The 16058-nt window shown below is 59.1% G+C and carries 17 protein-coding genes; 8 read left to right on the top strand and 9 right to left on the bottom strand.

Annotated elements, in window-relative coordinates; genetic code table 11:
- Window positions 1–303 precede the first annotated feature (303 nt).
- The 3 genes from JOE33_RS07425 to recX all read left to right on the top strand — a co-directional run bounded on the left by JOE33_RS07425 (window position 304) and on the right by recX (window position 2450).
- Window positions 304–819 (top strand): nicotinamide-nucleotide amidohydrolase family protein, encoded by a 516-nt coding sequence (locus JOE33_RS07425; RefSeq protein ID WP_222943759.1) that lies wholly within the window; start codon window positions 304–306, stop codon window positions 817–819.
- A gap of 93 nt (window positions 820–912) precedes the next feature.
- Complete coding sequence (gene recA, locus JOE33_RS07420; RefSeq protein ID WP_096102138.1) at window positions 913–1977, top strand: recombinase RecA; 1065 nt, start codon at window positions 913–915, stop codon at window positions 1975–1977.
- A 5-nt stretch (window positions 1978–1982) separates the two neighbouring features.
- Window positions 1983–2450, top strand: coding sequence for a recombination regulator RecX (gene recX / locus JOE33_RS07415; protein WP_010432287.1), 468 nt, complete (start codon window positions 1983–1985; stop codon window positions 2448–2450).
- A 13-nt stretch (window positions 2451–2463) separates the two neighbouring features.
- Here the strand turns inward: recX and JOE33_RS07410 are convergent, their stop codons facing one another.
- Window positions 2464–3576, bottom strand: coding sequence for an LOG family protein (locus JOE33_RS07410; protein ID WP_187626015.1), 1113 nt, complete (start codon window positions 3574–3576; stop codon window positions 2464–2466).
- Between the two features lie 195 nt (window positions 3577–3771).
- Complete coding sequence (locus JOE33_RS07405) at window positions 3772–4188, bottom strand: quorum-sensing-regulated virulence factor family protein (RefSeq protein WP_003314332.1); 417 nt, start codon at window positions 4186–4188, stop codon at window positions 3772–3774.
- Window positions 4189–4442: 254 nt separating this feature from the next.
- On the opposite strand from JOE33_RS07405, the gene JOE33_RS07400 reads away from it, so the two are divergent.
- The 3 genes from JOE33_RS07400 (at window position 4443) to JOE33_RS07390 (ending at window position 6494) form a co-directional block, all read left to right on the top strand.
- On the top strand, window positions 4443–5153 hold the full coding sequence (locus JOE33_RS07400; protein WP_010432280.1) for a tRNA-uridine aminocarboxypropyltransferase: 711 nt from the start codon (window positions 4443–4445) through the stop codon (window positions 5151–5153).
- Between the two features lie 245 nt (window positions 5154–5398).
- Window positions 5399–6046: a response regulator transcription factor ErdR gene (gene erdR, locus JOE33_RS07395; protein ID WP_122693621.1), complete on the top strand. Its 648-nt coding sequence runs from the start codon at window positions 5399–5401 to the stop codon at window positions 6044–6046.
- 82 nt (window positions 6047–6128) lie between these two features.
- Window positions 6129–6494, top strand: a complete 366-nt coding sequence (locus tag JOE33_RS07390) for a diacylglycerol kinase (protein ID WP_010432274.1) — start codon at window positions 6129–6131, stop codon at window positions 6492–6494.
- A gap of 19 nt (window positions 6495–6513) precedes the next feature.
- On the opposite strand, the gene JOE33_RS07385 is transcribed toward JOE33_RS07390, so the two are convergent.
- Window positions 6514–7440 carry a LysR family transcriptional regulator gene (locus tag JOE33_RS07385; RefSeq protein WP_010432271.1) on the bottom strand — a complete coding sequence of 309 codons (927 nt, stop codon included), beginning with the start codon at window positions 7438–7440 and terminating at the stop codon, window positions 6514–6516.
- A 123-nt stretch (window positions 7441–7563) separates the two neighbouring features.
- On the opposite strand from JOE33_RS07385, the gene fpr reads away from it, so the two are divergent.
- Complete coding sequence (gene fpr, locus JOE33_RS07380) at window positions 7564–8343, top strand: ferredoxin-NADP reductase (RefSeq protein WP_002554680.1); 780 nt, start codon at window positions 7564–7566, stop codon at window positions 8341–8343.
- A 99-nt stretch (window positions 8344–8442) separates the two neighbouring features.
- Here the strand turns inward: fpr and tsaA are convergent, their stop codons facing one another.
- The 6 genes from tsaA to JOE33_RS07350 form a co-directional block, all read right to left on the bottom strand.
- Window positions 8443–9135, bottom strand: coding sequence for a tRNA (N6-threonylcarbamoyladenosine(37)-N6)-methyltransferase TrmO (tsaA, locus tag JOE33_RS07375; RefSeq protein ID WP_122693622.1), 693 nt, complete (start codon window positions 9133–9135; stop codon window positions 8443–8445).
- Window positions 9136–9145: 10 nt separating this feature from the next.
- Complete coding sequence (locus tag JOE33_RS07370; RefSeq protein ID WP_003314340.1) at window positions 9146–9607, bottom strand: DUF1456 family protein; 462 nt, start codon at window positions 9605–9607, stop codon at window positions 9146–9148.
- Between the two features lie 79 nt (window positions 9608–9686).
- On the bottom strand, window positions 9687–10397 hold the full coding sequence (locus JOE33_RS07365; protein ID WP_122693623.1) for an rRNA pseudouridine synthase: 711 nt from the start codon (window positions 10395–10397) through the stop codon (window positions 9687–9689).
- A 92-nt stretch (window positions 10398–10489) separates the two neighbouring features.
- Entirely contained in the window at window positions 10490–10930 is a 441-nt protein-coding gene (locus JOE33_RS07360) for a GNAT family N-acetyltransferase (RefSeq protein WP_122530293.1), read from the bottom strand.
- Between the two features lie 102 nt (window positions 10931–11032).
- Window positions 11033–12376, bottom strand: coding sequence for a 30S ribosomal protein S12 methylthiotransferase RimO (gene rimO / locus JOE33_RS07355; RefSeq protein WP_010432259.1), 1344 nt, complete (start codon window positions 12374–12376; stop codon window positions 11033–11035).
- 356 nt (window positions 12377–12732) lie between these two features.
- Complete coding sequence (locus JOE33_RS07350; RefSeq protein ID WP_187626014.1) at window positions 12733–13824, bottom strand: catalase family protein; 1092 nt, start codon at window positions 13822–13824, stop codon at window positions 12733–12735.
- Between the two features lie 333 nt (window positions 13825–14157).
- On the opposite strand from JOE33_RS07350, the gene JOE33_RS07345 reads away from it, so the two are divergent.
- Complete coding sequence (locus JOE33_RS07345; protein ID WP_004406174.1) at window positions 14158–16053, top strand: potassium transporter Kup; 1896 nt, start codon at window positions 14158–14160, stop codon at window positions 16051–16053.
- The last annotated feature ends 5 nt before the right edge of the window (window positions 16054–16058 follow it).

The following is a 16058-nucleotide window of genomic DNA, read 5'->3' as shown; positions in this document are numbered from 1 at the left end:
TGGTGACTGGTCGTTTCCCGGCAGCCATCAACCTCGATTTGCCGTATAGACTTTCATCGCTGCCACCCGATCACCGGGCGGTCATTTATAAAAAAGGACTTTTATATGAAGAACAGACGAGCAAGGGACTCCGTCAACGGGCGCTTCATCCCCCTGGAAGAAGCCCGAAAAAGGCCGAGAGAAACCACGGTGGAAACGGTCAAAAAGCTTGCGCGCGGGAAAAATGATCGATAAATCGGCAGGCACAGCCCCTCAGCAAGGGGCGCGCGCTGCCTCAGGATTCACTTTTACAGGCCTTCCAGCATGAATGAGGACACCGTGGATGAGATAACCGGGCTTGCCGATACGCTTGGCAGGCTTCTCGATGCAATGAACGCTCAAGTGACGACGGCCGAATCCTGTACCGGGGGCGGAATCGCTGAAGCGATCACGCGCATTGCCGGCAGCTCGGCGTGGTTCGAAGCCGGCTACGTAACCTATTCGAATGCCCAGAAGACCCGGCAGTTAGGGGTGCCCGAGGGGTTGTTCGCACAGGTCGGAGCGGTCAGTCAGGCGGTTGTCGAAGCCATGATGCAAGGCGCACAGCGTGAAAGTGGTGCACGATTCGCCGTCGCGGTCAGCGGTGTCGCAGGGCCCGGCGGCGGTTCGCCGGACAAACCGGTCGGTACCGTGTGGCTGTGCTGGGGCAAGGATGAGGCGCTGATCGCCCGGTGTTGCCACTTCGATGGCGACCGTGATCAGGTCCGTCGACAGGCGGTCGAAGCCGCGCTGCACGGGCTGATACAGCTTGCACGCGGAGAAATGCCAAAACAGGGGTAGGCGCGCGCTCACTGCTGTGGAATAATACTGTCTACTTATACAGGTGTTGCGGCCATCAAGGCCCTAATTGAATTTGATTACGTGAGGACTTCAATGGACGACAACAAGAAGAAAGCCTTGGCTGCGGCCTTGGGTCAGATCGAGCGTCAGTTCGGTAAAGGTGCCGTGATGCGCATGGGCGATCACGATCGCCAGGCGATCCCTGCCATCTCCACCGGTTCGCTGGGTCTGGATATCGCACTTGGTATTGGTGGTCTGCCGAAAGGCCGGATCGTGGAAATATACGGTCCTGAGTCTTCCGGTAAAACCACACTGACGCTGTCGGTCATCGCTCAGGCCCAGAAAATGGGCGCTACCTGTGCCTTTGTCGACGCCGAGCACGCACTGGATCCGGAATACGCCGGCAAACTGGGCGTCAACGTCGACGACCTGCTGGTTTCGCAGCCGGACACCGGTGAGCAGGCGCTGGAAATCACCGACATGCTGGTGCGTTCCAATGCCATCGACGTGATCGTGGTCGACTCCGTTGCTGCGCTGGTGCCGAAGGCAGAGATCGAAGGCGAAATGGGTGACATGCACGTGGGTCTGCAGGCGCGTCTGATGTCGCAGGCCCTGCGCAAGATCACCGGCAACATCAAGAACGCCAACTGCCTGGTGATCTTCATCAACCAGATCCGTATGAAGATCGGCGTGATGTTCGGTAGCCCGGAAACCACCACCGGTGGTAACGCGCTTAAGTTCTACGCTTCGGTACGTCTGGACATCCGCCGTACAGGCGCGGTCAAGGAAGGCGATGAAGTTGTCGGCAGCGAAACCCGCGTCAAGGTTGTGAAGAACAAGGTAGCTCCGCCGTTCCGTCAGGCCGAGTTCCAGATTCTTTACGGCAAGGGTATCTACCTGAACGGTGAAATCGTCGATCTGGCCGTTCTGCATGGTTTTGTCGAGAAGTCCGGTGCCTGGTACAGCTACCAGGGCAGCAAGATTGGTCAGGGCAAGGCTAACTCGGCCAAGTTCCTGGCAGATAATCCGGAAATCTGCAAAGCGCTCGAGAAGCAGATCCGCGACAAGTTGCTGACCCCTGGCGTCGATACCAAGGCTGTCGGCTCCCGTGAAGCAGTGGTTGCCGATGATATGTCTGAAGCAGATGTCGATATCTGATAGCCATGCCTGCCGTGCTTGATACACCTGTCGCCGTCAGGCGCACTGCAATGGACTTGCTCGCACGTCGCGAGCACGGTCGAGTCGAGCTGACGCGTAAACTGCGTCAGCGCGGCGCTCCCCCCGAGCTTATCGATGCAGCCCTTGATCGTCTGGTCGAGGAAGGCTTGCTCTCCGAGTCCCGTTACCTTGAAAGCTTCGTTTCTTACCGGGCACGTTCGGGCTACGGTCCTGTCCGTATTCGCGAAGAGCTTGGTCAGCGTGGCTTGCAACGTTCCGACATCGAGCAGGCGCTCAGGGAGTGTGGCGTGGACTGGCAGGAGAAGCTTCACGAGCTTTGGCAGCGCAAGTTTGCCGGTGCCTTGCCCGCCGATGCGCGCGAGCGAGCCAAACAGGGACGGTTTCTGAGTTATCGCGGCTATCCGCTGGAAATGATCGGCCGCCTGTTAAGCGGCCGTGGCGGGGATGACTGATATATCAGGGCGCTTATTCTGGCGCCCGTCTCTGAACCGAGTCCTTCGCCGCTGAGGCGTCTTCCCAGTTTTCCTGTTGATTGATGTAATCCACCAGTTCCCGAAGCCTGCCCTGATTGCGTCCTGTGAAGGTGAACGCCAGTCGTGTCAGGTGACTGAATTGCGCTTCATCGTGCTCTTCGCCCTGATAACTGTGCTGATGAAAGTTTTCATTGATGCACAGGTCAGCGAAAGCTTCCTGCATGTGCTCCAGGGCTTGCTCGTTCAGCGCATGATGCATACGGATAACGAACTTGTTTTTCAGCCAGCGGCTGGAATGGAAGTTGGCATAAAACTGGTTGATCTCTTCCACCGCTTCGTCGGCGCTGTACACCAGCCTCATCAGCTTCATGTCGGCTGGCAGAATGTAGTGATTGTCCTGCAACTGATGCTTGATAAAGTCCAGCGCACCTTGCCAGAAGCTCCCGCCAGGCGTGTCCAGTAATACGACGGGTACCAAAGGGCTTTTGCCGGTTTGTATCAGCGTCAGCACTTCCAGCGCTTCATCCAGAGTTCCGAAGCCGCCGGGGCACAGCACCAGCGCGTCGGCTTCCTTGACGAAGAACAGCTTGCGCGTGAAGAAGAAGTGGAAAGGCAGCAGGTTTTCGCTGCCCTCTACGGTGGGGTTGGCATGCTGTTCGAAGGGCAGGGTAATGTTGAACCCAAGGCTGTGCTTCAAGCCTGCACCGGCATGGGCTGCCGCCATGATGCCGCCGCCTGCGCCGGTGATGACCATCATGTCGGAGCGGGCCAGCTTTTCACCCAGTTCCATGGCCTGTGCGTACAGAGGATGTTCCGTCGGCGTACGAGCGGAGCCGAATACGGTCACTTTGCGACGGCCCTTGAAGCGCTCGAGCACCCGAAAGGCCTTGTCCAGTTCGCGCAGGGTTTGCAGCGTTATCTTGACGTCCCAGCGGTTGCGGTCGTCCTGGGCCATGCGCAGCACCGTGAGCATCATGTCGCGGTACAGCGGCAGGTTTTTCGTGCCCGGAGCCACCTCATTGATGTGCTCTTCAATCTTGCTGGTCAGGTCGAGGCCGTCGCTTTGAAAGTGTCGGGATAGAAGATCGTCAGGTACATACGGCATTCGGGATTTTTCCTCCTGCAGAGTCAATGGCCCGTTGGGGCGTGTTGAATCGATGATGTCCCGGTTTGCACAGAAAGGCTACCCATTCCCTGCTCATTGCAAGGGTGGATGAGTTGCAGGATGTCTTGAGTATTGCTCGACTGACGCGCCTGAGAGACAGGCGCGCGTGGGGGGCGGCTAAATGTCGGGTGTGGCTTATTGCTTGGGCTTTACAGTGCAGTCGGAAGCCTGAAAGGTCTGCGTCACAACCGGGCGGTTGGTCTTGTACTCGGTGAACTGATACTTGAGTACGGCACCCTTGGTCATCAACTGGCGGAAGCCGTTGTTGTGGCAAACGCTATTGCCCAGCTGGTTGCGCATCACGTCCGGATTGGCGCGCATCTGCTGAGCCTGGCCTTCACGAACGCTCAGGTGGTTGATCAGCTGGTTGCCGCTGACGGTATAGCCCTGATCAAGGATGTCTTCGTTGATCGCTCTCGGCGTGCCGACACTGCTTTCCTTAGCGACTTTTTCCAGCATCTTGCTGAGTTCGAACTCCTGTTTCGACGCCGCCTGGGCGCACAGTGGAGCAACGAGCAAAAGCGTAAGGGTGGGTACGATAAGGCGCAGCATTAAACTCTCCTGATTAAGTAACTGGCCGTTGGACCAGCGACTTCAAAGTGCGTTCCGGGCAGCCCACCGATAGCGCGGGGTGCGATGGCGCAGAAGTATAGAGCAGGAGTCTTCATCGGGCCTAGACTCTGTATGAAAAGAGGCGGCCGGACCGAAAGCGCGTTGAAGTGCCGGGGCTCTGATAAACTGCGCGGACTTTAATCCTGCCGAGTCTTTGTGGTGTCGATGTATTTCCCCCGCAGGCGTGTCCTGTAATGAGCCATGCCGTTTCCCGCCTGCGCGATGAGCGTCTGGCCCGCAGTACCAGGCCTTTCATTGCCCGTGGCTCGCGCGCGCCGCGCTGCCCGGAATGCCGGGTGATCTCCAGCTATTGTCTGTGCGAATGGCGGCCCAGCGTCGCTGCCGAGTCGGGCATCTGCCTGCTGATGTATGACACCGAGCCCTTGAAGCCGACCAACACCGGCTGGCTGATAGCCGATGTCATCAAGGACACTCATGCCTTCCTCTGGTCACGGATAGAGGTCGATGAGCAATTGCTCGCCTTGCTGGACGACCCGCAGTGGCAGCCCTACATCGTCTTTCCCGGAGAGTTTGTTGCCGAAGAGCGCGTGGTGAACAAGGTTGCATGCCTGGATGGCAAGCGTCCGCTGTTCATTCTGCTGGACGCCACCTGGACCGAAGCACGCAAGATGTTTCGCAAGAGCCCGTATCTGGAGCGGTTTCCGGTATTGAGTCTGGAGCCCGAGCAGATCTCGCGCTACCGTTTGCGTCGATCGAGGCGCGATGATCACTTCTGCACGGCGGAAGTGGCCGCCCTCTGTCTGGAACTGGCCGGTGACGCCAGTGCCAGCGGAGTGCTGGATGCTTATCTGGACGTGTTCAGCGCCCATTATCTGGGCGCCAAGTACCAGAATCCGATTGATTCCGACGACGCTGCGCATACCCATTTGAAGGCGTTCATTTGAAGGCTTTTCATGGACAAGGGCGGCAGAACTGCGCTGGTTTGGCTAATTGCCATCCATGTTCCCTGGTATCGACGCTTCGCGCTTGACCGTCATGGCCATGCTGGGCATGCTTGGCGCCGCCTGGAAGCCGATTCATGTGGTCTGGCGGTGCGCCGGGGCCCGCTATGGGGTTTCGCACTGCGCGTTCGCCAGCCTCGCTGGGCGGCCGATTCTTCGGCCCCTCACTATAAAAACAGGATCATTACATGACCTACGACATCCTGATCGCTGATGATCATCCCCTGTTTCGCAGTGCGCTGCATCAGGCGCTGAGCATCGGCCTGGGGCCTGACGCACGGCTGGTCGAGGCAGAAAGCATTGCCCAGCTCGAATCGCGCCTGGGGGAGAAGGCTGATTGGGACCTGGTTCTGCTGGACCTGAACATGCCGGGCGCCTATGGCTTCTCCGGGCTGGTCCTGTTGCGTGGCCAGTACCCGCAGATACCGGTGGTGATGGTCTCGGCGCAGGAAGAAGCCTCCATCGTGGTACGTTCCAGAGAGTTTGGTGCCAGTGGCTTCATTCCCAAATCCAGCTCGCTGGAAGTGATTCAGCAGGCGGTCCGCAAAGTGCTCGATGGTGACGTCTGGTGGCCGCCGCAGGTCAATGAAGTGATCAGTGTTTCAGACGAGGCGAAAGCTGCCAGCGCAGGCCTTGCCAGCCTCACGCCGCAGCAGTTTCGAGTGTTGACGATGGTCTGTGAAGGTTTGCTGAACAAGCAGATTGCTTCTGAGCTCAGTGTGTCCGAAGCCACCATCAAGGCACATGTCACGGCGATTTTCCGCAAGCTTGGAGTACGCACGCGTACCCAGGCAGCATTGTTGTTACAACAGCTTGAGTCCATTTCATCCAGCTGACGGCTTTCAGGTTGCGAGCATTCACGCTTTTTTGACCTTTATTGCCTTAGCTTTCCTCATCTTTTTACACAGCAGCCTCTCTATGTCGCCCTTCAAAGGCCAAACCGGTCTGAAACGTATTCTTAACGCCGCTGGTTATTCACTGGACGGTATGCGCGCAGCCTACAAAGGTGAAGCGGCTTTCCGCCAGTTGGTACTGCTCAACGTGGTCCTGATTCCGCTGTCGTTTTTTCTGCACGTCAGCAAGGGCGAGCATGCCCTGCTGGTTGCTGTATGCCTGCTGGCGCTGATCGTCGAGCTGCTCAATTCGGCCGTAGAGGCGGCCATTGACCGCATCTCCCTGGACCTGCACCCGCTGTCCAAGAACGCCAAGGACATGGGCAGTGCTGCCCAGTTCATCGCCCTGAGCATGATCGGTCTGGTCTGGGCAATCATTCTGCTGGGCTGACGCCTTTCGTACAGACTCGTCAATACAGGCTTGGCAGCACGATCTCGTCGCTGCGCTGAGCCCCGGCGGTGAAGGCGCGGCACAGTTCGAGAAACTCGCGCATGGCCGAGGTCTGGTATTTCTGTTTGTGCCAGATGAAGTAGAACTGCCTGGCCAGATCCAGCTCCGGCGTGGCCAGTTCCACCAGATTGCCGCGCCGAAAGGCGTCGCGCAGCGCCAGCCTGGAGATGCAGCCAATGCCCAGCCCGGACTCGACTGCGCGTTTGATGGCCTCGGTGTGCTCAAGCTCCAGTCGGACGTTCAGCCCGTTACGGTGATGACGCATGGCCTGGTCGAATGTCAGGCGTGTGCCTGAGCCCTGTTCCCGCAGGATCCAGGCTTCATGAGTCAGTTCCTCCAGCGTTACCTGGGGGCGTTTGGCCAACGGATGCTGCGGGGCGCAGAACACCACAAGTTCGTCTTCGACCCAGGATTGCACTTCGATGTCCGGATGGCTGCAATCGCCTTCGATAAGGCCCAGATCTATCTCGTAGTGAGCAACCTGTTGCACGATATGCGCGGTGTTCTGGACGTGAAGCTTGACCTGGCTTTCGGGGTGGCGCTGCATGTAGCCGCCGATCAGCAGGGTCGCCAGGTAATTGCCGATCGTCAGCGTAGCGCCGACCGCCAGTGAGCCGAAGCCTGATTTACCATTGAGCAGGTCTTCGATTTCCTTGGCCTGATCAAGCAGCGCGACGGCTTGCGGCAGCAATTGCCTGCCCGTGGCGTTGAGGCTGAGCCGCTTGCCGGCACGGTCAAACAGCTGGCAGCTCGACTGGCGCTCCAGCTCGGTGATGGAGGTGCTGGCAGCCGACTGCGAAAGCGACAGCAGTACTGCGGCCTTGGAGACGCTTTCCTGCCGGGCGACTGCCACAAATACCTGGAGCTGACGGAGAGTAAATCGCATATCTATATAACCGATAACCTATATCTTGATAATTCATTTAACAGATATTGTGTCTGCCACTAGAATGTCGCGCAATAGCGCAGTGCTTCTGCGCGCACTATTTTTTCAGGAGTCCTCACGTACATGAGCAACATGAACCACGAGCGTGTCCTCAGCGTCCACCACTGGAACGACACCCTCTTCAGTTTCAAGTGCACCCGCGACCCTGGTTTGCGTTTCGAGAACGGTCAGTTCGTGATGATCGGTCTGCAGCAGCCAAACGGTCGTCCGCTCATGCGCGCCTACTCGATTGCCAGCCCGAACTGGGAAGAGCATCTGGAATTCTTCAGCATCAAGGTGCCTGACGGCCCGTTGACTTCCCAGTTGCAGCACCTCAAGGAAGGCGACGAGATCATCATCAGCAAGAAGCCTACGGGCACGCTGGTGCTGGACGATCTCAAGCCGGGCAAGCATCTTTACCTGCTGAGCACCGGTACCGGCCTTGCGCCGTTCATGAGTGTCATCCAGGATCCCGAGACCTACGAGCGTTTCGAGAAAGTCATCCTCTGCCACGGTGTGCGTTACGTGAACGAAGTCGCCTATCGCGAATTCATCACCGAGCACCTGCCGCAGAATGAGTTCTTCGGTGAAGCGCTGCGTGACAAGCTGATCTACTACCCGACGGTCACCCGCGAGCCCTTCGAGAACGAAGGCCGTCTGACCGACCTGATGCGCAGTGGCAAGCTGTTCAGCGACATCGGCCTGCCGCCGATCAACCCGCAGGATGACCGTGCCATGTTGTGCGGCAGCCCGAGCATGCTCGACGAGACCAGCGAAGTGCTCAACAGCTTCGGCCTGACCGTTTCGCCGCGTATGCGTGAGCCGGGCGACTATCTGATCGAGCGTGCCTTCGTCGAGAAGTAAGCCTGCTGCACAAGACCCGCCTCGTCCTTGAGTGGATCAGGCGGGTTTTTATTGCGCGGAATTTGTCGCTCCGATTGTGTCAGACAACAAGTAGCGGCTTCAGGCGAGCAGCACTTCCAGCACGCAGATCACGCCGGCCTGCGGATAGTGCCAGCGCACGTCCAGGTCCCAGAACTGAGCACCATAGCGACGTTCCGGCGTGGGGAGCTGGTAGGCCGGGCGCGGGTCCTGGGCCAGACACTGCTCGATCAGTTCGACCAGTGGCTCATTCAGGCGCAGTGCGTGTTCGCGAGCCTGTCGCAGCGCGGCGTCTTGCCAGTGCACCGGTATCAGGTCTGGCGCAGCACTGGCGATGTGGTTGGTTGCGTCGGCAATTGCATCGGCGTAGGGCACGTAGGGCTTGATGTCCAGCACCGGCGTGCCATCCAGCAGGTCGATGCCGGACAGCCAGAGTCTCCCGGCTTCGACCTTGTCCAGCTTGACCACCGATTGGCCGATGCCATTGGGGCGATGGGTGGCGCGGGTAGCGAACACGCCCATCGACTGGTTGCCACCCAGGCGCGGCGGGCGCACCTTCAGGCGTGGCTTGTCTTCCAGCGCCAGGTGGAACAGAAACAGCAGCCAGACGTGACTGACCTGTTCCAGCCCCTGAATGGCTTCACCCTGATCGAAAGGTGCCACCAACTCCAGCACGCCGCGTGCCGCCGGGGCCAGTTGTGGCTGGCGCGGAATGGCGAATTTCTCCTTGAAGCAGGAGCGCACGAAGCCGACAGGGGAGACGTTGTAGCTCATCGAGGCTGGTTCAGCCACGCACGCGCAGGGTCAGGCCCTTGAGGAAGTTGCGCAGCAGTTGATCGCCACAGGCGCGATAGTTGGTGTGCCCGACCTTGCGGAACAGGGCGCTCAGTTCCGGTTTGGAGACCGGGAAGTCGACTGATTTGAGGATGGCGTGCATATCGTCTTCTTTCAGTTCGAACGCCACGCGCAGTTTTTTCAGAACGATATTGTTGGTGATCGGCAAATCGATCGCCTGTGGCGGACGGCTTTCGTCCTTGCCACGCTTGAAGTAGACCAGGCCATCGAGGAAGTGCGCCATGATTTCATCGCTGCAATCCAGGTAGCCTTCTTCTTCCTCTTTTTTCATGAAGGCGATGACATCGCTCTTCGACACTTCAAAACCGGTCAGTGCGGTGATCTCGACAATCTTGCTGTCGCTGATATCGAGCATGTAGCGCACGCTGCGCAGTACGTCGTTGTTCATCATGAGGCGTGTTTCCTGATAAGTCGTAGGGCAGCGCATGACGGTGGTCATGCGCGCTGTAATAAGGTGGGTGCTGCGAGGGTCAGAACTTTTCCTTGGCCGTCATGTAGCGCCACTGGCCCTCGGGCAGTTTGCCCATGGACACGCCGCCGATACGGATGCGGCGAATGGCGACGATCTTCAGGCCGACGGCCTCGCACAGCAGGGCGATGATGCCGGGCTGCGGATTTTTCATCGCAAAGCGCAGACGGTTCTCGTTCTGCCAGCTCGCCTTCACGGCTGGCAGTTCCTTGCCTTTGTAGGTCAGGCCGTGGTTCAGCCGGTTGAGGCCATGGGCAACCATCTCGCCCGAGATCTCCACCACGTATTCCTGCTCGATCTTGCTGCGGTCATCGGTGAGCTTGCGCAGGATCTTCCAGTCCTGGCTGAACACCATCAAGCCGCTGGCGTTGGCCTGCAGGCTTGAAATCGCCTCGAGGCGCATGAAATGGCTCTTGAGCGGACGCTTGCTGTAGCTGTGCTCTACGGAAAGCGTGCCCGGCGTAATCATCTGCAAAGCCTCTTCGGCGCTTGCCGAGGCGGGTTTGTGCAGGATGATCGTCACAGGCTCCGGGGAGTCGGCCTTGGCGTCCGGGCTGAGCTCGATTTTCTGGGTGCTGACCTTGAAGTGCGGCTCCTCGATGACCTCGCCGTCCACAGTGACCCAGCCACCCTCGATAAACAGTTCGGCCTCCCGGCGGGAGCAACCGACCAGCTCGATGAGGCGTTTGGAAAGGCGAATGGGGTCTGTCATGACAAAAAAGCCGTTTGCTAAAATAAAGTCGCCATTGTAACCGCCCGGCGACGGTTAATCGCGGCAACATTGCATTTGCGCTGCAATCGGTGTCAGTCACAGCCGGTCAGACGCATTCTGAGCATGGGGTAAGGCTGGCCCAGACCATCGACTGCAGAGCGGCTGACAACCTCGAAACCATGCCTGCGGTAAAACCCCAGTGCCTGAGTATTCTGTTCGTTGACGTCCAGTTCGCGGATATTGAACCGCTCGATTGCGTGAGTCAGCAACTGCGTGCCCAGCTTCTGGCCGCGATGGTCAGGGTCGATGAACAGAATATCCAGCCTGGTCTTGCTTGTGCCCGCAAAGCCGGTGATGTTGAGCTGCTCATCCTGGGTACAGAATAGGTTCACGCTACCCAGATACTGCGGCAGCAACCCCTTGAGCCGGTTGATGTAGGCGTCTGGCAGAAAGTCATGGGTCGCGCGCACCGAGCGTTCCCATACTTCGGTCAATTCCGGGTAATCGTGGGTATCCGGTATATATAACGGCATCTCGCGTACTCCATTCGGCCGGTCCTGGATAGACAACAGCCAGAGACAAAAAAGCCCTGCCGATTTAAGGGCAGGGCTTTCGCTTGCGGCGAGGGAGGGTGCTTAGAGCATCTCGGCCCACAGGTCGTATTCGTCTGCATCGGTCACCCGGCACATGATCTTGTCGCCAGGCTGAACGGTGCTGCCATCCTCCAGACCGATGAACACGTTGCCGTCGATTTCCGGGGCGTCGAAGAAGCAGCGGCCCACGGCACCCCGATCGTCGACTTCGTCGATCAGCACTTCGATTTCCTTGCCGATCTTCATCTGCAGGCGAGCAGCACTGATTGCCTGCTGATGAGCCATGAAACGATCCCAGCGGTCCTGCTTGACGTCGTCCGGCACGATGGCCGCGTCCAGCAGATTGGCAGGCGCGCCCTCAACCGGCGAGTACTGGAAGCAGCCAACCCGGTCCAGCTGTGCTTCGGTCAGCCAGTCCAGCAGGTACTGGAAGTCTTCTTCGGTTTCGCCGGGAAAGCCGACGATGAAGGTCGAGCGGATGATCAGGTCAGGGCACTGCTCGCGCCAGTTCTTGATGCGTGCCAGGGTCTTGTCTTCGAAGGCCGGACGCTTCATCAGCTTGAGGATTTTCGGGCTGGCGTGCTGGAACGGGATGTCCAGGTACGGCAGGATCTTGCCAGCGGCCATCAACGGGATCAGTTCGTCGACGTGCGGGTACGGGTAGACATAGTGCAGGCGCACCCAGACGCCCATCGAGCCCAGCGCCTGGCACAGCTCGGTCATGCGGGTTTTGACCGGCTGACCGTCCCAGAAACCGGTGCGGTATTTGACATCAACGCCATAGGCGCTGGTGTCCTGGGAAATGACCAGCAGCTCCTTTACACCGGATTTGACCAGGCGCTTGGCCTCGTCCAGTACATCACCCACCGGGCGGCTGACCAGCTTGCCGCGCATCGACGGGATGATGCAGAAGCTGCAACTGTGGTTACAGCCTTCGGAAATTTTCAGATACGCATAGTGACGCGGGGTCAGTTTGACGCCTTGTGGCGGCACCAGGTCGATCAACGGATTGTGATCGTGGCGGGGCGGCACCACATCGTGCACGGCGTTGACCACCTGCTCGTACTGCTGAGGGCCGGTCACCGACAGTACGCTCGGATGCACATTGCGAATCACACTGGCATCGACGCCCATGCAGCCGGTCACGATGACCTTGCCGTTTTCCTTGATGGCTTCGCCGATCACTTCCAGCGACTCGGCCTTGGCCGTATCGATGAAGCCACAGGTATTGACCACGACCACGTCGGCGTCCTCGTAGGTCGCAACGACTTCGTAACCTTCCATGCGCAACTGGGTCAGGATGCGTTCGGAGTCAACGAGTGCCTTTGGGCAACCCAGTGAAACGAATCCAACCTTGGGGGCGGACGGCGTGGTGACGGTGGACATGGCAAACCTCGGCGTGAAGGGCGCCCGGACGCGAAGCGCAGGCGCTGACTGGGCGCTTGCTGCGCCTCTGATCAAAAAGTGCGCAATTCTAGCGGTGAGTGGGCAGGATGACCAGCGTTTGCATGAGAATTACGACGTACGCGAGACGCAGCCGGGACCAGCACTTGACGAGCCCATCGCATCACTACCGACAGTAAGTCGGTCACACGCAGTGTATCGGGGAGGATGGCCGATCTTGCACAGGACAGTGGTTTTGTTTACATCGGTTCAAGGCGAGCCGAAGTTAATGGTCTTTCAGGCCGGCTGAATCCAGTCCAGGCCTACCTGCGCGGGCCTGGACTGGCTGTCAAATGTTCTCAGCGCTTTGGCTCATGCATCGGGCAGCCGTTGTGCTGACTGCGAAAGCCTGCCGAGTGTTCATAGGCCGGTTTGCGTACGCGCATGACGCCGCCCAACGGACGGTGCGCCTCAAGGCCATGCCATGGGCTGAATGCCATGCCTTCGTCGATTTCCTGGACGTTTTGCTCGGACCACGACGACTGGCGTGGCACATCGATTCGAGCGACCGCCACGTAAGGGCTGAGGTCTTCCGGCCAGATCGCCGAGGCGTCCTCGATCGGCATTTTTTCCAGATCCGTGGCCAGTTGCACGCGGACCTCCCAGTTGGCGTCGTGTTCAAGAAAGAACGCCTTGACCGCTTCGCGCAAACCGTCCGGGTTGTCTTTCAGGTCCAGCGCCTTGTCGGTCAACGCAATCAGCTCGGCGGAGAAAGGCACGACGCTGAGTTTGGCGTAGTAGGGGCCGTACAGAAAAGGTACGACGGTGTAGAACGTCTCGCCCAGAATGTGGGTCATCGGGTGCCCGCCAAGGCTTCTCAGTGTGCCGCTTTCGCCCCCGGCCGACTCGATCACCGATTCGATGCCGCGCAGGACGGCAGACAGCGCGCGTTTCATGCCCGGAGCCTTGTCGGTCGTCTTGGCCAGCAACTTCAAGGTCTTCAGAAAGGCCTTGGGGTCCTTGGCGGTAAAGGCCTTGGCGTTTTGCATGACGAAGTCCTGGGTGGTTGCCTCTGCGCTGCCAGGCAAGCGCGCGCCTTCGACGCCGACCAGTTTGATGGCCAGGCCTCTGGGCGTGGATACCTTGTCGTCGAGAATGTCGCCGGGGTTGGTCGAGAAGCGCATGACCACCGGAAAGTTGCCGGGCGTGGCAAAGGCACCTTGTGCCAACGGCTCGGGCAGGTCGCCGTATACCTGAATCTGACCGTGGAGCAAGCCGTGAGCCTTGGCGTGCACACTGCGAATGGCGTGCCCCGTATCTTGATAAGTGGTTTCGAGGATGGAGTGCATGGCTTCGACCAGCTCTTTGCCGGTCTGCGCTTCATCGTCCGGAACGACTTCAAATGAGGGCTGGAAGAGTAACGGCTGGACAGTCAGGTTTTGTGTGGTCATCAGAGCATCTCGGTCAGAGGTAATCAGGGTGCCCGGGCGTCGATGCGGTTCTTGAAGACCCCTGATGCGGCAGGCTTAACTAATGACCGGCCGATATTTTTGTCGTTCCATGAGAAATATTGCCTCGAATAACTGCTTCGGCAGGCCGTGATCAATGCGTGACGGCAGGCCGGATCGTTGCGACGATCTGCGTTTCACCAAGAATTACGACGAGTGCTGCGTTATGCTTCGCGCCATCGCGCCGAGGCATGCCAATGTCTGGCTGAATCTGAATTGTTACGCCTTGTGATGTTCTCAGTGTTGAACCTCATGTCTGGTTTCCGGGAGTAGTGGATGAGTCAAGCAAACAGTCATGCGGAGGCCGGAGGCGCTGCCAAGCCCATCGGGCTGCTGATCGCCGCAGTAGGGGTGGTTTACGGCGACATCGGCACCAGTCCGCTGTACACCCTCAAGGAAGTGTTTCAGGGTGGTTACGGCGTGGACGTGACCCATGATGCGATTCTCGGCGTGCTGTCGCTGATCTTCTGGTCGCTGATCTGGGTGGTTTCCTTCAAATACATGGCGTTCGTACTGCGTGCCGATAACCAGGGTGAGGGCGGCATCATGGCGCTGATGGCCCTGGCGCGGCGTGCGTCCGCCAAGCATCCACGGTTGCAAATGATGATGGTGGTGTTCGGACTGTTCGGCGCCGCGTTGTTTTACGGTGACAGCATGATCACCCCGGCAGTTTCGGTCTTGTCGGCGATGGAAGGGCTGGAACTGGCGTTCGACGGCCTTGATCACTGGATCGTGCCCATGGCGCTGATTGTGCTGGTGGGCCTGTTTCTGATTCAGCGTCATGGCACTGCGCGCATCGGCGTGCTGTTCGGCCCGGTGATGGTGACCTGGTTCCTGGTGCTCGGCGCGCTGGGTGTCTACGGCATCATGCAGTCGCCGGAAGTGCTGAAAGCGGTGAATCCGGCATGGGGCGTGAATTTCTTCATCATCCATCCAGGCATTGGCGTGGCCATCCTCGGTGCTGTGGTGCTTGCTCTGACCGGTGCCGAGGCGCTGTATGCCGACATGGGCCACTTCGGCCGCAAGCCGATTTCACGTGCCTGGTTCATCCTCGTGCTGCCTGCGCTGCTGCTCAACTATTTCGGTCAGGGTGCGCTGGTGCTGGGCAATCCCGAGACGGTTCGCAACCCGTTCTACCTGCTGGCGCCGGGCTGGGCGCTACTGCCACTGATCGGCCTGTCGACGATGGCGACCATCATTGCCTCGCAAGCGGTAATCTCCGGCGCCTTCTCGATGACCCTGCAGGCGATCCAGCTGGGCTACATCCCGCGCATGCACATCCAGCACACCTCCAGCGACGCGCAAGGCCAGATCTACATCGGTGCCGTCAACTGGGCGCTAATGGCGGGTGTGATTCTGCTGGTGATCGGCTTCGAATCGTCTGGTGCGCTGGCATCTGCCTACGGCGTCGCGGTGACCGGGACCATGCTCTGCACCACCATTCTGGTGTCGACGGTCATGCTGATGCTCTGGAAATGGCCGCCATTGCTGGCCGTTCCGCTGCTGATCTGCCTGCTGCTGGTGGACGGTCTGTTCTTCGCGGCCAACGTGCCCAAGATCTTCCAGGGCGGGGCCTTCCCGGTGCTGGCCGGTGCGGTGCTGTTTATCCTCATGACCACCTGGAAGCGCGGCAAGCAATTGCTCGCGGAGCGAATCGACGAGGGCGGGCTGCCATTGCCGATCTTCATCGGCAGCATTCGCGTTCAGCCGCCGCATCGGGTGCAGGGCACGGCGGTGTTCCTGACTGCGCGTTCGGATGCCGTGCCCCATGCGCTGCTGCACAACATGCTGCACAACCAGGTGTTACACGAGCAAGTGGTGCTGTTGACGGTGGTGTATGAAGATTCGCCCCGTGTGCCGTCCGCTCAGCGCTTCGAAGTCGAATCCTATGGCGAAGGCTTCTATCGGGTGATCCTGCACTTCGGCTTTATCGATGAGCCCGATGTACCCGCTGCGCTGGCCTTGTGTCACCTGCCGGAGCTGGACTTCAGTCCGATGCGCACCACGTACTTCCTCAGCCGCGAGACAGTGATCCCCTCCAAGATGGACGGCATGGCGCGCTGGCGTGAAGCGTTGTTCGCTTTCATGCTCAAGAACGCCAACGGCAACCTGCGCTTCTTCAAGCTGCCGTTCAACCGGGTGATTGAGCTGGGTACCCAAGTGGAGATGTAAACGTT

Source organism: Pseudomonas sp. PvP027 (assembly GCF_017833005.1).
Classification (GTDB): domain Bacteria; phylum Pseudomonadota; class Gammaproteobacteria; order Pseudomonadales; family Pseudomonadaceae; genus Aquipseudomonas; species Aquipseudomonas congelans.
Note: the sequence above shows the minus strand (reverse complement) of the source record. Positions and strands in the feature narration are given on the sequence as shown.

Excerpts from the sequence above, each read along its gene's own strand:
- rimO (WP_010432259.1), bottom strand. The coding sequence starts at position 12,376 with ATGTCCACCGTCACCACGCCGTCCGCCCCCAAGGTTGGATTCGTTTCA.
- erdR (WP_122693621.1), top strand. The coding sequence starts at position 5,399 with ATGACCTACGACATCCTGATCGCTGATGATCATCCCCTGTTTCGCAGT.
- JOE33_RS07365 (WP_122693623.1), bottom strand. The coding sequence starts at position 10,397 with ATGACAGACCCCATTCGCCTTTCCAAACGCCTCATCGAGCTGGTCGGT.
- JOE33_RS07405 (WP_003314332.1), bottom strand. The coding sequence starts at position 4,188 with ATGCTGCGCCTTATCGTACCCACCCTTACGCTTTTGCTCGTTGCTCCA.
- recA (WP_096102138.1), top strand. The coding sequence starts at position 913 with ATGGACGACAACAAGAAGAAAGCCTTGGCTGCGGCCTTGGGTCAGATC.
- JOE33_RS07410 (WP_187626015.1), bottom strand. The coding sequence starts at position 3,576 with ATGCCGTATGTACCTGACGATCTTCTATCCCGACACTTTCAAAGCGAC.
- JOE33_RS07350 (WP_187626014.1), bottom strand. The coding sequence starts at position 13,824 with ATGACCACACAAAACCTGACTGTCCAGCCGTTACTCTTCCAGCCCTCA.
- JOE33_RS07385 (WP_010432271.1), bottom strand. The coding sequence starts at position 7,440 with ATGCGATTTACTCTCCGTCAGCTCCAGGTATTTGTGGCAGTCGCCCGG.
- recX (WP_010432287.1), top strand. The coding sequence starts at position 1,983 with ATGCCTGCCGTGCTTGATACACCTGTCGCCGTCAGGCGCACTGCAATG.
- JOE33_RS07425 (WP_222943759.1), top strand. The coding sequence starts at position 304 with ATGAATGAGGACACCGTGGATGAGATAACCGGGCTTGCCGATACGCTT.
- fpr (WP_002554680.1), top strand. The coding sequence starts at position 7,564 with ATGAGCAACATGAACCACGAGCGTGTCCTCAGCGTCCACCACTGGAAC.
- JOE33_RS07370 (WP_003314340.1), bottom strand. The coding sequence starts at position 9,607 with ATGATGAACAACGACGTACTGCGCAGCGTGCGCTACATGCTCGATATC.
- JOE33_RS07400 (WP_010432280.1), top strand. The coding sequence starts at position 4,443 with ATGAGCCATGCCGTTTCCCGCCTGCGCGATGAGCGTCTGGCCCGCAGT.
- JOE33_RS07360 (WP_122530293.1), bottom strand. The coding sequence starts at position 10,930 with ATGCCGTTATATATACCGGATACCCACGATTACCCGGAATTGACCGAA.
- JOE33_RS07390 (WP_010432274.1), top strand. The coding sequence starts at position 6,129 with ATGTCGCCCTTCAAAGGCCAAACCGGTCTGAAACGTATTCTTAACGCC.
- JOE33_RS07345 (WP_004406174.1), top strand. The coding sequence starts at position 14,158 with ATGAGTCAAGCAAACAGTCATGCGGAGGCCGGAGGCGCTGCCAAGCCC.
- tsaA (WP_122693622.1), bottom strand. The coding sequence starts at position 9,135 with ATGAGCTACAACGTCTCCCCTGTCGGCTTCGTGCGCTCCTGCTTCAAG.